Source organism: Bradyrhizobium sp. Ash2021 (assembly GCF_031202265.1).
Classification (GTDB): domain Bacteria; phylum Pseudomonadota; class Alphaproteobacteria; order Rhizobiales; family Xanthobacteraceae; genus Bradyrhizobium.
This window is the reverse complement of sequence record NZ_CP100604.1, coordinates 7,435,450-7,449,257: the sequence shown is the minus strand read 5'-3', so window position 1 is coordinate 7,449,257 and position 13,808 is coordinate 7,435,450. Positions and strand designations below refer to the sequence as shown.

The window sequence follows — 13,808 nt, the reverse complement described above, 5'->3', positions numbered from 1 at the left end:
TCAGCTCTCCGGTACCAGAAAGATCGCGGCCAGAGGCGGGATTGTCAAATCGAGCTCGGGCACGAGGCCTTCCCGGGTCCGGACTTCGCCGATATTGCCGACATTGCTGCCGCCATAATGCGCGGAGTCCGAATTGAACACCTCGTGCCACTTGCCGGCAAACGGCACGCGGACGCGGTAATCGTAATAGACATTCGGCGAGAAATTCACGACCACGAGGCATCTTGCCCGCGCATCGTTGCCCTTGCGGATCCAGGCAAAGACGTTGCCGCCGGCATCGTCGGTGATCACCCATTCGAAGCCGCCCTGGTCGCAGTCCATCTCATGCAGCGCCGGCAGCGCGCGATACAGCCGGTTGAGATCGCGGATCAGGGAGTGGATGCCGGCATATTTCTTCTGCTCGAGCAGATGCCAGTCCAGCGAACGATCGTGATTCCACTCGCGCTCCTGACCGAACTCGCAGCCCATGAACATCAGCTTCTTGCCGGGATGGCCGAACATGAAGCTGTAATAGGCCCGCAAATTGGCGAAGCGCTGCCACTGGTCGCCAGGCATGCGGCCGAGGATCGAGCGTTTGCCGTGCACGACCTCGTCATGCGACAGCGGCAGGATGAAATTTTCCGAGAATGCGTAATGCAGGCCGAACAGGATATCGCCGTGATGGTGCTTGCGGTGGATCGGATCCTTGCCGATGTAGTTCAGCGTGTCGTGCATCCAGCCCATGTTCCATTTGTAGCCGAAGCCGAGCCCGCCAAATTCGACCGGGCGCGACACCTGCGGCCAGGATGTCGATTCTTCCGCCGCCGTGGTGGCCTGCGGGAAGCGCGCGAAAACCTCGGCGTTGAAACGGCGCAGGAAGTCGATGGCCTCGAGGTTTTCGCGGCCGCCATATTTGTTCGGAATCCAGCCGCCTTCCGGCCGGCTGTAGTCAAGATAAAGCATGGAAGCGACGGCATCGACACGCAGGCCGTCGACGGCGTAGCGCTCCAGCCAGAACAGCGCGTTCGACACCAGGAAATTCACGACTTCGGTGCGGCCGTAATTGTAGATCAGCGTACCCCAGTCAAGATGGCGGCCCTGCTGCGGGTTGGCATGTTCATACAACGCGGTGCCGTCGAACTGGCCGAGCCCATGCGGATCGTCGGGGAAATGCCCGGGCACCCAGTCCAGCAGCACCGCGATGCCCTCGCGATGGCAGGCGTCGACCAGGGCTGCGAAATCCTCCGGGCCACCAAAGCGGCTGGTCGGCGCAAACATGCCGGTCGGCTGGTAACCCCAGGAGCCATCGAACGGATGTTCGCTGACGGGCAGGAATTCGACGTGGGTGAAGCCGAGATCGCGCACATAGGCGGGAAGTTGTTCGGCGAGATCGCGATAGCTCAGCCACTCATTGTTGCCCTTGCGCCGCCAGGAGCCGAGATGGACCTCGTAGATCGAGACGGGCGCGCCGAGCGCGTTGACGCCCGAAGGCGCGGGGCGCGGATGCGGAATTCTGGCCTCGTCAAATACGATCGATGCCGCCTTGGGACGGACTTCGGCGGCAAAGGCCAGCGGATCGGATTTCAGCGCCAGATGCTGGCCGTTGTGGCCGATAATGTCGAATTTGTAGTGATCGCCGTCGCGGGCGTGCGGGATGAACAGCTCCCAGTAACCGACGCCGCGCACCCGCATCGGGTGCCGCCGGGCGTTCCAGAAATTGAAATCGCCGACCACGCTGACGCGCCGCGCATTCGGCGCCAGCACCACGAACGCCACGCCGTCGACGCCGTCCAGCGTCATCGGATGGGCGCCGAGCTTGTCGTAGATGCGCTGATGGGTGCCTTCGCCGAGCAGATAGAGGTCGAACTCGCTCAAGATCGGCGGAAAGCGGTAGGGGTCGTCGAGATTGACGACCTTGTCGCCGAAACGGGCGCGCAACTGGTAACGCTTCGAGCCGTTCGGCAGCGCCCCGGCAAACAGCCCTGAATCGTGGATCCGCGCCAGCGGCGCCGTCTCGCCATGCTCGCCGATCGCTTCCACGTTGGAGGCTTCCGGCAGGAACGCGCGCACGACGTTCTGATCCCCCTCGGTATGAAGGCCGAGATAATGGAAGGGATCCGAGTGGCGGCCTTCGATGATCGCATAGGCCTCGGCGGGTAGTTTGGTCATGAGGCCTCAAGCGGCTGTTGCGACATAATTCGAAGCATTCCGGTCAGGGGTACGCGCAGCCATTCCGGCCGGTGCGACAGTTCATATTCGATCTCGTAGAAAGCCTTCTCGAGCAGGAAGAAGTTCAGCAATCGCTCGGCGGCGTCGGGATTGGCCGGCCACAGGCGCTGATTGGCCGCGGTCTCGCGATAGCCGGCGAGGAATGCCGCAGTTGCCCGGTCGCGCCAATCGGCGAGCGCAGCGGCGAGCCTGCCTGCGTCATCGTGAGTTACCTTTAGCGCGCGCTCAAGGGCAGCGGTTGCCGAATAATCGATCGAGCGGATCAGGCCGGCGACGTCCCGCGCCGCGGGCGCCTTGCGCCGGCGTTCGGAGATGGCGCGCCTCGGCTCGCCTTCGAAGTCGATGATGAAGATGTCATCCTTGACGATCAGCATCTGACCGAGATGGAAATCGCCATGATGACGGATATTGAGCCCATCGATATCGCGCGGCAGCAGCGCCTTCAGGCGATCCGGCAGGGTCGACTGGTAGGTCAGCAATTGATCCGCCAGCGGACGATCGGCCTCCCTCAGCGTATCGCGCCGATGCATCAGGGTATCGAAGACACGTTCGGCGCGGGCCATGACATCGCCGATCCAGCGTTGTACGTCCTCGGGCCGGGTCGGCTCTGGCACGAAGTCGGGAAGATCCTTGTTGCTCGCGAGCGCGGCATGCATCTCGGCGACGCGCTGACCCGTTTGCGACATATAGCGCAGATAGGGCACCTGTCCTTCGCTTTCGCCGGGATGTTCGCTTGCCGGCAGCACGCGCTGCTCGTCGACAAAACGATCGAGATAGGCCGCGGTCACCGTCCAGGCGTCGCCCTGATTGGCAACAAACGCATGGACGATCCCGACCGCGCTTCTCCTGTCGCCCTCGACCAGTTCAACGCTGCCGATCAGTGCTGGCGTGTTGGCGAAGCCTGCGACCTCGGTCAGGAAGCGCCCCATCTCGATCTCGGGATTGATACCGGCCTCTAATTTTCGATAGATCTTGACGACATAGTCGTCATCGACCAGCGCGGTGCTGTTGGACTGCTCGGTCTCGACGGAGCGGATGCGCTCGGGCTGCCTGATTGGCTTGTCCGAGAAACGGCTGGTCGGCCGGAATTCGAGCCGCAAACCCTGTTCGCCTTCCTCGATGATAAGCGACTGCCGCAGATTGCGCAGCAGCAGCGCGATGAAGATCTGGTCGGTGGCGACATCGAGCAGCGTTCCCTCGCGCGCGCCCTGACGAACCGCGGCGAGGGCACGCGGGTTGTAGCGCTCGCGGTCGAAGCGGACCCATTCGATCTGCAGCGGCAAGACATAGCGGGTCGTCGCGCCACGCTGCGTCGTCTCGAAGAACGCGAGCCACGGCCGGTTGTCGCCGATATCGCAGAAGGGGATGGCTGACACGAGAGTCGGCTGGATCGCTTTCGCCGAACGTTCCGGGTACCAGCGTGTGCGTGCGAGGTGGCCCGGCAGGACGTCGCGCTCGAACACGCCGCGGGTACGCGCCAGCGAGACCCACGTCGAGTTCAGCGGCACCACCAGCGTTTCGAATTCCGGCACGGCTCTGGGTACCGCCGGTTCGGATTTGTCACGCTCCTGAAGCTGGAACCAATAGAATCCGTAAGGCGCCAGCGTGATCATGTAGGGCAATTCGCCGATCGTCGGGAAACGCGTCCTGCCCAGCATTTCCAGCGGGATGCGGCCCTGGAACGCGGCCAGATCGAGTTCCGTCGCCTGCGCCGACCGCGACAGATTGGCGACGCAGAGGATCACCTCGTCCTGATTCTGGCGGACGTAAGCCAGTACCGAACGGTTTTCCGGGCGGATGAACGTCATGGTGCCGCGGCCGAAGGCCTGCGTTGATTTGCGCACCGCGATCAGCCGCTTGGTGGAGCTGAGCAGGGACGACAGGCTGCGCGACTGCGCCTCCACGTTCACGGACTCATAGCCGTAGACGGGGTCCATGATGGTCGGAGCATAAAGCCTTGCCGGATCGGCGCGGGAGAAGCCGCCATTGCGATCTGGCGACCACTGCATCGGTGTCCGCACGCCGTTGCGGTCGCCGAGATAGATGTTGTCGCCCATGCCGATCTCGTCGCCGTAGTAGATGATCGGGGTGCCCGGGAACGACAGCAAGAGCGAGTTCATCAGCTCGATCTTGCGGCGGTCATTGTCCATCAGCGGTGCGAGCCGGCGGCGGATGCCGACATTGATGCGGGCGCGCGGATCGTTGGCGTAGGTCGACCACAGGTAATCGCGCTCGACGTCGGTGACCATTTCCAGCGTCAGCTCGTCATGATTGCGCAGGAACAGCGCCCATTGGCAGTTGCCGGGGATATCCGGCGTCTGCCGCAGGATGTCGGTGATCGGAAAGCGGTCTTCCTGCGCGATCGCCATGTAGATGCGCGGCATCAGCGGGAAATGATAGGCCATGTGGCATTCGTCGCCGCGGCCGAAATATTCCTGCACGTCCTCCGGCCATTGGTTGGCTTCGGCCAGCAGCAGCTTGCCCTTGGCGTAGGCGTCCAGCTCGCGGCGCAGCCGCTTGATGATGGCGTGGGTCTCGGGCAGGTTCTCGTTGTTGGTGCCGTCGCGCTCGCACAGATAGGGGATGGCGTCGAGCCGGAAGCCGTCGACGCCGGTATCGAGCCAGCGCTTCATCACCTGCACGAGCGCGCTCACTACGCGCGGGTTGTCGAAATTCAGGTCCGGCTGGTGCGAGAAGAAGCGGTGCCAGTAGAACTGGCCGGCTTCGGGATCCCAGGTCCAGTTCGACTTTTCGGTGTCGGTGAAAATGATCCGCGTGCCCAGATATTTCTGGTCGGTATCGCTCCAGACATACCAGTTGCGCGCGCTCGATTTGGGATCGCTGCGGCGGGCGCGCTTGAACCAGTCGTGCTGGTCGGAGGTGTGATTGATCACGAGCTCGGTAATGACGCGCAGCCCGCGTTTCTTGGCTTCCTGGATGAAGCGCCTGAAATCCTTCATCGTCCCGAAGTCGGGATTGATGTCGCCATAGTCGGCGATGTCGTAGCCGTCGTCGCGGCCGGGGGAGGGATAGAACGGCAACAGCCACAGTGCGGTGACGCCGAGCTCCTGCAGATAGGGAAGCTTCTCGGTCAGTCCGGCAAAGTCGCCGATGCCGTCATTATTGCTGTCGGCAAAGGCCTTGACGTGAAGCTGATAGACGATGGCGTCCTTGTACCAGAGCTCGTCGGCGGTCTCGGTTGCGGTCAGTTCCTTGGTGTCGATCGATGACAGTACATTCATGGCCGCTGCCTCACGCCAGGCAGCGGAACAGCACGGCGGGATCGCGTGCCGGGTCGATCCGCAGGCGGATGCCGCCCCACTCGATCGGGTAGCGCTCGCCGGTGACGAGGTTCTCCACCGCCGCGACATTCCGGCGGTCGTTGCCGGTGCCGACCTGGACGTCGCCGAGCGGCAGCCAGAATTCGTGGACGTCGCGCGATAGCGCAATGGCGACCGCAACCGTGTTGGTCTGGTCGACCGACTCCTTCACGAAGCCGATCACGTTGCCGTCCTCGACGGAAAGGAAGCGCAAATTGCTGGTCTGCTGCAGCGCCGTGTTGGCGCGGCGGGCGAGGTTGAGATCGCGGATATAGGGTTTGATGTTGCCGGGCCTGTCCCAGTCCCGCACCTTGATCTCGTATTTATCGGAATCGAGGTACTCCTCGCGGCCCGGGATCGGCTCGTGCTCCAGCAGTTCAAAACCGTTGTAGAGGCCGTAGGTGCTGGACAGCATAGCCGCCAGCGCGACGCGGGACTTGAACATCCAGGGCTCGCCGCTCTGCAAATGATAGGGCAGGATATCGGGCGTGTTGACGAAGAAATTCGGCCGGTAGTAGTCGCGCTCGGGGTAGCGGGTCAGCTCGGTCAGATATTGCTCCAGCTCCCAGCGCTGCGTGCGCCAGGTGAAATAGGTATAGGACTGGGTGAAGCCGAGTTTTGCCAGACCCTTCATCAGCTTCGGCCGCGTGAAGGCTTCGGCGAGGAAGATGACATCGGGGTGGTGCAGCTGGATCTGATGGATCAGCCACTCCCAGAACCGGAACGGTTTTGTATGGGGGTTATCGACCCGGAAGATTTTTACGCCCTGATCGACCCAAAACAACACCACATCGCGAAGCGCATTCCATAACGCCCCGGCGTCTTCCGAAGAGAAATCGGGATTGACGATATCCTCGTATTTCTTGGGCGGGTTTTCTGCATAGCGCATCGAGCCGTCCGGCCGGCGCTTGAACCATTGCGGATACTGCTTGAGCCATGGATGGTCCGGCGCGCATTGCACGGCGAAGTCCAGCGCCACTTCCATGTCGTGCTGCTTGCACGCCGCCACGAAGGCGCGAAAATCTTCCAGCGTGCCCAATTCCGGATGCACGGCGTCGTGGCCGCCTTCGGCTCCGCCGATGGCATACGGACTGCCGGGATCGGCTTCGGCGGCGGCCACCGCGTTGTTACGGCCCTTGCGATTGACTTTCCCGATCGGGTGGATCGGCGTGAAATAGACGACGTCAAACCCCATCGCCGCGACGTCAAGCAGGCGGTCGATGCAATCCCTGAACGTCCCGTGCTGGCCGGGCGTCTTTCCCTGGCTTCGCGGCACCATTTCATACCAGGCGCCGTTGCGTGCCCGCGGCCGGTCGGCGACGAACGGGTAGAGCTGCGACCGCGTAAGGTCGGGCCGCAACTGGCTCTCGGCCATGGCCTCTTTCAGTTCGGGTGCGAGCAGCGGCGCGGTATCGCCGGTCTGCAAATAATCCTCGCATTGTTTAAGGATGACTGCCGCCGCGGCGCGCCCTCCGGCCTGCGCCTTGGTGAGCAAGCCCGCGCCCTCGATGGCGTCGAGGGTGAGGTCGGCGCCGGCTTTCTGTTTCAGCTCAAAGCCATGGCGCCAGGTGGCGAATTCGTCGGTCCAGGCTTCGATCGCGTAGACATATCGGCCCGGTGCGTCCGGGACGAAAGAACCGCCCCAGCGGTCGTTGCTATGGAGGATCATCGGCTCGCGTCGCCATTCCCGGTCGAGCTCGCCGCGCCAGACCAGCGCTGCGGCGACCACGTCGTGCCCGTCGCGATAGACATCGGCCCATACCTCCACGCGCTCGCCGACGATCCGTTTGACCGGAAAACGGCCGCCATCGATCAAGGGATAAACATCCTCGATATGGAAAGCGCCGATGGCACTCTCGACAGTTTGTGTAGTTTTGTTCACGGTGATGCCGCCATTGATGTGGAAATGACGTCCCGGTCACAGGAAGGAGACGCGCCGAGCTTATATAGAAAGCCGCTCGCCCGGCATTGGTTCCCGGGGAACGCCGGGCAGGGCAGAGCGTTAGACATCGTCTATCCCCTTCCTGTATTTAGACAATTTCGCGACGCCTTTTGGGTTGTTGCGTGCAAAGCGCGTGCCGAATGGACCTTTTCGATCTAGCCAGAAACCGGGGAATCCAGACCGAATTTATCGACGGTCAAGGCCACCGCCGTGTGACGGACGCAGCGGCGCTCAAGATCATCCTGGATTCCCTGCCACCGCAGACACCACGCCGCCTGCTCGCTGAGCCGGTCGTGGTTCGATCCGGCCAGCCCGTGCGCAGCGAACTGTCGCAGGCTGCCACATTGCCCCTGCAATGGAAAATCGTGGCTGGCTCTAAGGTTATCGCCGAGGGAAGAACCTCCGATCACGTTATCGTCTGGCCACAGGACTTGCCGCCGGGTGTCCACCGGCTCAATCTGACCGATGCGTCGCCGTTCACCGAAGATGTGCCGCTGATCGTGGCGCCGGCAAGGGCCTTTGGCGGGGATTTCGACCGCTGCTGGCTGCTCGCGGTCCAGCTCTATGGCGTCCGCTCGGCGCGCAACTGGGGGATGGGGGACTTCACCGACCTCCACGGCCTGATCGAACTGGCGCACCATCTGGGTGCCGACGGCGTCGGCCTCAACCCGCTGCATGCGCTGTTCGACGATCGGCCCGCCGATTGCAGCCCGTACTCGCCGAACAGCCGGCTGTTCCTCAATGCGCTCTATATCGATGTCGAAAAACTTCCCGAATTCCGCGCCGATCCCCAGGCCAGGGGCGTGCTCGCGCATCTGCGGGCCAACGACGTGGTCGATTATGTCGCGGTGGCCGGGCTGAAATGGCGGGCGTTGCGGGCGGCGTTCGACGCCTTCAAAATCTATCCAAACGCCGAACGCAAGCAGGATTTTGAAAAATTCCGCGCCGAACGCGCGCCGTTGCTGGCGCACTTCGCCTGCTTCGAGGTGCTGCGGCACAAGTTCAACGAGGCCTGGTGGGAATGGCCAGAGCAATGGCGGCAACCCGACGAGGCCAGATGCGCCGGCTTGCGCAACGGCGCCGATGCGCCGGAAATCGAATTCGTCGAATTCGTGCAATGGACCGCCGACCGGCAATTGCAGGCGTGCAAGGATCACGCGCACCGGCTCGGCATGAAGGTCGGGCTCTATCTCGACGTCGCCGTCGGCGTGCAATCCGGCGGCTTCGATGCCTGGAACGAGCAGGCGGCGATCTCGCGCCATCTCGGGATCGGCGCGCCGCCGGATCCGCTGGCTCCCGCCGGGCAGGACTGGGGCCTCGCGGGTTTCAATGCCGCCGGGCTGGAATCGCAGTCGTTTGAGCCCTATCGCGAGATGTTGCGCGCCTCGATGCGTCACGCCGGGGCGATCCGGCTCGACCATGTGCTGGGCTTGGAGCGGCTCTACCTCGTGCCGCGCGGGTTCAGTGCGGCTGACGGCGTCTATGTGCAGATGCCGCTCGAGGCGCTGCTGGCCGTGACCGCGCAGCAAAGCGTCGCGCACCGCTGCGTCGTGATCGGCGAAGACCTCGGCACCGTGCCGGAGGGCTTTCGCGCGCGGATGGCCGATTGGGGCATCTGGTCCTATCTGGTGATGATGTTCGAGCGCGAGGATCACGGCCCGTTCAGGGGCGTCGACCATTACGCGGCCAATGCGCTGGTCACCTTCAATACCCACGATCTCTCGACCTATGCCGGCTGGCGCTCCTTCAGCGATCTGAAACTGAAGCGCTCGCTCGGAATGGATCCGGGGGAGAGCGACGATGCGCGCTGGCACGCGCTGACCATGCTGGACGATGTGCTGCGTCACCACGCCATCGACAGCCACGATCTCTATTCGGTGCTGCAGTTCCTGGCGCGGACCAAATCCCGGATGCTGGCGGTCTCGCTGGAGGATCTGCTCGGCCTGATCGACCAGCCGAACATCCCCGGCACCGTGGACGAACATCCGAACTGGCGGCGGCGGCTTCCAGTCTCGATTGAGCATATCGCCTCCGCCGTCGACATCGACGCGCTCAAGCGCGCGATGCGTGAGCGCGCCTCGATTTGATCTAAAACGGTATTGAAACGTGTCGTGCCGAATCGAAGACTATGGGCTGATCGGCGATTGCGAGACCGCAGCGCTGGTCGGCCGCGACGGATCGATCGACTGGCTGTGCTGGCCGGCGTTCGATTCCGACGCCTGCTTTGCGGCATTGCTCGGGACATCGAAGAACGGCCGCTGGCAGATCGCACCCTCGGGCAAAATCACAAAGACCTCGCGGCGTTACCGGGACAACACGCTGATCCTGGAAACGCGATTCGAGACCGCCGACGGCGTGGTTGCGCTGATCGATTTCATGCCGCCGCGCGGCAAGGCCTCCGACGTGGTCCGGCTGGTGCGCGGCATCAGCGGCCGGGTGAAGCTGCGGATGCAGCTGGTGATCCGGTTCGGCTTCGGTACCGACATTCCCTGGGTCAAGAAAAACCCGGGCAGATCAGGGCTGCTCGCAATTTGCGGGCAGGACATGACGGTGCTGCGAACGCCGGTCGAGACCCGCGGCGAAGATTTGACCACGGTGGCCGATTTCGAAGTAAGCGAGGGTGAAACCGTCCCCTTCGTCCTCACCTACGGACCTTCGCATCTGCCCGTCCCCGAGCCGATCGATCCGGCACAAGCCTTGCAGGATACCGAAGATTTCTGGACCGAATGGTGCAGCCATTGCAGCTATGACGGCGGCAATCGCGATCTCGTCATGCGCTCGCTGATCACGCTGAAGGCGCTGACCTATGCTCCGACCGGCGGCATTGTCGCCGCACCCACGACCTCGTTGCCGGAAAAGCTCGGCGGCGCACGCAATTGGGATTATCGCTTTTGCTGGCTTCGCGATGCCACCTTCACGCTGCTGGCGCTGATGAACTCGGGCTACACCGAAGAAGCGGCCGCTTGGCATAATTGGCTGCTGCGGGTGGTGGCGGGATCGCCGGCCAACATGCAGATCATGTATGGCATCATGGGCCAGCGGCGCCTGCTGGAATGGGAAGCTGGCTGGCTGCCCGGTTACGAAGGAGCAAAGCCGGTCCGGGTCGGCAACGCCGCGCATGCGCAGCTGCAGCTCGATGTCTATGGCGAGCTGATCGACGCTTTCCACCAGTCACGGATGGCGAAGCTGCAACTCGACGAAGGAAGCTGGGCGCTCGAATGCACTGTGCTCGAGCATCTCGCGGACGAATGGGATCGGCCGGACCACGGCATCTGGGAACGGCGCGGCGACGGCAGGCATTACGTCTCGTCGAAAGTCATGACCTGGGTCGCCTTCGACCGCGGCATCAAGAGCGCCGAAAAATTCGGATTCAAGGCGCCGCTCGAGAAGTGGCGGACCCTGCGCGATACCATCCATCGCGAGACCTGCGAAAACGGCTTTGATCCTGAACTAAACGCGTTCGTGGAGTCCTATGGTTCGAAACTGCTCGATGCCAGCATCCTGATGCTGCCGTCGGTCGGGTTCCTTCCGCCGTCGGACCCTCGCGTTCGCGGCACGCTGGCCGCGATCGAAAAATATCTGATGCGGGACGGATTCGTGCTGCGGCACGATCCCCGCGAAGTATCCGACGAAAAGCAGCCGATCGAAGGCGCGTTCCTGGCCTGCAGCCTCTGGCTCGCCGACGCCTATGTGCTGGCGGGAGAGACCGCAAAGGCGCAAGCACTGTTCGACCGCGTAGTCGCGGTCGCCAACGATCTCGGCCTGCTAGCCGAGGAATTCGACCCCGGCGCCGGCCGCCAGACCGGCAATTTCCCGCAGGCACTGACGCATATTGCGCTGATCAACACCGCGCATAACCTCAGCGACGCCATGAAAACCGCCGAGAAGCCGGCGGTGCAGCGGTCGAAATAGCTCGATCCATCGCGCGTCGCGTGGAACTTGTGAGTCCATCGTCGATTATCTGGGGAAATGCGAGGAGGTTGACGGATGGCTCGCCTGTTCGTTGCGGCTGCTCTTGTGTGCTTATTGTCGAGCCCCGCGGTGCCGGCCAATTTCGATGCGACCGCAATCAACAATGCCGAATTCCGCGGCAAGCTTCCGGCCGAAGACAAAGCGGACGCGGGGATCGTGAAGGTACAAATTCTTCTCGACCGCGCACTGTTCTCTCCCGGCGAAATTGATGGCAAGCTCGCCGAAAACACCCAAAAGGCGCTGCGAGCCTTTGCCGACGCGAAAAGCCTGACCTTTCAGAAGACGATTACGCCGGAGCTGTGGACGACGCTTACCCAGACCGGTCAGGATCCCGTCATCACCCAGTACACGATCGCCGCAGGCGACGTGAAGGGGCCGTTTCTGAAAAAGCTTCCAGCGAAGATGGAGGCCATGAAGGACTTGAAGGCGCTGAGCTACACCAGTTCGCAGGAAGCCATCGCCGAAAAGTTTCACATGAGCGAAGCACTGCTGTCGGCGCTCAATCCCGGAAAAAAATTCGACCGGGCCGGCGACACCATTTTTGTGGCGAACGTCCTCGACAGGCCAGGCAAGGTAACGATTGGCCGCGTAGAGGTCGACAAATCCCGACAGGCGGTCAGGGCATTCGATCCACAAGGCGCACTGGTCGGTGTCTTTCCGGCCACCGTCGGCAGCGAGGAGAAGCCTACGCCGGGCGGGACCCTGAAAGTCGTCTCCGTCGATGCCAATCCGACTTACCGCTACAACCCTCAGTACAAGTTCAAGGGAGTGCGGTCCAAGCGACCCTTCACCATCAACCCGGGGCCGAACAATCCGGTGGGAGTATACTGGATCGGACTTTCGGCCGAGGGTTACGGCATCCACGGCACGCCGAACCCCGGCAAGATCAGCAAATCCGAATCGCACGGCTGCGTCCGGCTAACCAATTGGGATGCGACCTGGCTCGCCGGCAATATCAAGAAAGGCACGCCGGTGGAGTTCGTTGAAGGTGTGCCGAGTGACAGGAACGCGCAGAGGTGAGGGCCCGAACATATCGTGCCGCTAAGCAAGCTGGTTGATCTCCAGAACCCTCTCGATCGCCCTGGCGAAGCCGTCGTTCTCGTTCGTTTCGGTTACGTGGGTGGCGCGTTTCTTGACGTCGTCGGTGGCGTTGCCCATTGCGAACGAGATACCGCTTTTGGCAAACATCGCCAGGTCGTTCTGCATGTCGCCGATGGTCGCAATCGCGTCGGTCGAAATGCTCAGCCGCCTCGCCATCGCCTCGACGAATGTGCCCTTGTCGTGGCCGGGCGGCGTGACGTCGAGATAGTAGGTCTGCGAGCGAACCGCGGTGGCCTTTGTGCCGACCGCATCCTGCATGACCGCTTCGCAGCGTTGCAGCAGCGCCGCGTCCGAGCTGGCGCCGACGATCTTGCAGGCGGCGCCGAGATGAGGCGTGAAATCCGCGATGATGGAAGGGTCATGCTTGATCGCGCGCTTCTCGTGCGGAACGTATTCGCCGTCCGGGTTGCGCGTGTACCAGCGATCGTTGGTGAACAGCCAGATATCGACGCCGAATTCGGTGAGCACATCGAGGCTGCGCTGGGCGGTCGCGGGCGGTATCAGATGCTGCTCGATCGGATTCAGTTGCGCATCGACGATCGAGCTGCCGTTGAAGGCGCCGACCGGCAGCTTGATCGCAAGCGGCGCGATCAAGAATCCCATCCCGATCGTTGGCCGGCTGGAGACGATGGTGAAGCCGATGCCGGCTGCGTGCAGCTTGCGCACCGCGGCCCTGGCGGCTTCGGTGAGGACCTTGTCTTTCGTCAAGAGCGTGCCATCGACATCGGAGACGACAAGGGCGGTGCGGGTCATGAGTGTTCCAATTTCAATTGGCGGATGATGTCATCGACGATTGTCTCGACCGTCGCATCGATCGATACCGTCACGGGATGTTCGTTTGCGTCCGGCGGCTCCAATGTCTGGAATTGGCTGGTCAGCAATCCCGGCGGCATGAAATGCCCCTTGCGCGCGGCGAGCCGGCCCGCGATCAGATCATATGTTCCGTCGAGAAAGACGATGCGGACGTCGTGGCGCCCGTGCACGAGAATGTCGCGGTAGGCGTGTTTCAGCGCCGAACAGGCGATGACGGCGCGTTGGCCGGCTTTGCAGACGCGGTCGATCTCGTCGGCAATCGCCTGCAGCCAGGGCCAGCGGTCCTCGTCCGTGAGGGGATGGCCGGCACTCATTTTCGCGACATTGCTTGCCGGGTGAAACTTGTCGCCGTCCTCGCAACGCCAGCCGAGGCGTGTGGCCAGGCGGTCGGCGATGGTGCTCTTGCCCGAGCCGGAAACGCCCATCACCACCAACGCGCAAGGGTTGGCCGC

At 62.7% G+C, this 13,808-nt stretch carries 8 protein-coding genes; 3 read left to right on the top strand and 5 right to left on the bottom strand.

The annotated features are described in order from the left end of the window. Genes glgB through NL528_RS35850 form a run of 3 tightly spaced genes read right to left on the bottom strand, consistent with a single transcriptional unit; the run spans position 1 to position 7,410 of the window. Positions 1–2,148 carry a 1,4-alpha-glucan branching protein GlgB gene (gene glgB / locus NL528_RS35860; protein WP_309179094.1) on the bottom strand — a complete coding sequence of 716 codons (2,148 nt, stop codon included), beginning with the start codon at positions 2,146–2,148 and terminating at the stop codon, positions 1–3. Further along, entirely contained in the window at positions 2,145–5,450 is a 3,306-nt protein-coding gene (gene treS / locus NL528_RS35855; RefSeq protein ID WP_309179093.1) for a maltose alpha-D-glucosyltransferase, read from the bottom strand. The genes glgB and treS overlap by 4 nt, the downstream gene beginning before the upstream one ends. A 10-nt stretch (positions 5,451–5,460) precedes the next feature. After that, a complete protein-coding gene (locus NL528_RS35850; protein ID WP_309179092.1) occupies positions 5,461–7,410 on the bottom strand; it encodes an alpha-1,4-glucan--maltose-1-phosphate maltosyltransferase in 1,950 nt (649 codons plus the stop codon). Positions 7,411–7,610: 200 nt separating this feature from the next. Between NL528_RS35850 and malQ the strand changes: the two genes are divergently transcribed. The 3 genes from malQ (at position 7,611) to NL528_RS35835 (ending at position 12,462) form a co-directional block, all read left to right on the top strand. Beyond that, positions 7,611–9,557 (top strand): 4-alpha-glucanotransferase, encoded by a 1,947-nt coding sequence (gene malQ / locus NL528_RS35845; protein WP_309179091.1) that lies wholly within the window; start codon positions 7,611–7,613, stop codon positions 9,555–9,557. A 19-nt stretch (positions 9,558–9,576) separates the two neighbouring features. After that, the gene (locus NL528_RS35840) at positions 9,577–11,382 is read left to right on the top strand and encodes a glycoside hydrolase family 15 protein (RefSeq protein ID WP_309179090.1); all 1,806 of its coding nucleotides are present in this window, start codon (positions 9,577–9,579) and stop codon (positions 11,380–11,382) included. Between the two features lie 75 nt (positions 11,383–11,457). Further along, positions 11,458–12,462, top strand: coding sequence for a L,D-transpeptidase (locus tag NL528_RS35835; protein ID WP_309179089.1), 1,005 nt, complete (start codon positions 11,458–11,460; stop codon positions 12,460–12,462). 21 nt (positions 12,463–12,483) lie between these two features. Here the strand turns inward: NL528_RS35835 and NL528_RS35830 are convergent, their stop codons facing one another. After that, entirely contained in the window at positions 12,484–13,296 is an 813-nt protein-coding gene (locus tag NL528_RS35830; protein ID WP_309179088.1) for a Cof-type HAD-IIB family hydrolase, read from the bottom strand. Further along, positions 13,293–13,781, bottom strand: coding sequence for a gluconokinase (locus tag NL528_RS35825; protein ID WP_309185136.1), 489 nt, complete (start codon positions 13,779–13,781; stop codon positions 13,293–13,295). The genes NL528_RS35830 and NL528_RS35825 overlap by 4 nt, the downstream gene beginning before the upstream one ends. Positions 13,782–13,808: the final 27 nt, after the last annotated feature.

What these genes read in the sequence shown, in the direction of transcription:
- NL528_RS35835 (WP_309179089.1), top strand. Translation starts at nt 11,458, where the DNA reads ATGGCTCGCCTGTTCGTTGCGGCTGCTCTTGTGTGCTTATTGTCGAGC.
- malQ (WP_309179091.1), top strand. Translation starts at nt 7,611, where the DNA reads ATGGACCTTTTCGATCTAGCCAGAAACCGGGGAATCCAGACCGAATTT.
- treS (WP_309179093.1), bottom strand. Translation starts at nt 5,450, where the DNA reads ATGAATGTACTGTCATCGATCGACACCAAGGAACTGACCGCAACCGAG.
- NL528_RS35825 (WP_309185136.1), bottom strand. Translation starts at nt 13,781, where the DNA reads ATGGGCGTTTCCGGCTCGGGCAAGAGCACCATCGCCGACCGCCTGGCC.
- glgB (WP_309179094.1), bottom strand. Translation starts at nt 2,148, where the DNA reads ATGACCAAACTACCCGCCGAGGCCTATGCGATCATCGAAGGCCGCCAC.
- NL528_RS35830 (WP_309179088.1), bottom strand. Translation starts at nt 13,296, where the DNA reads ATGACCCGCACCGCCCTTGTCGTCTCCGATGTCGATGGCACGCTCTTG.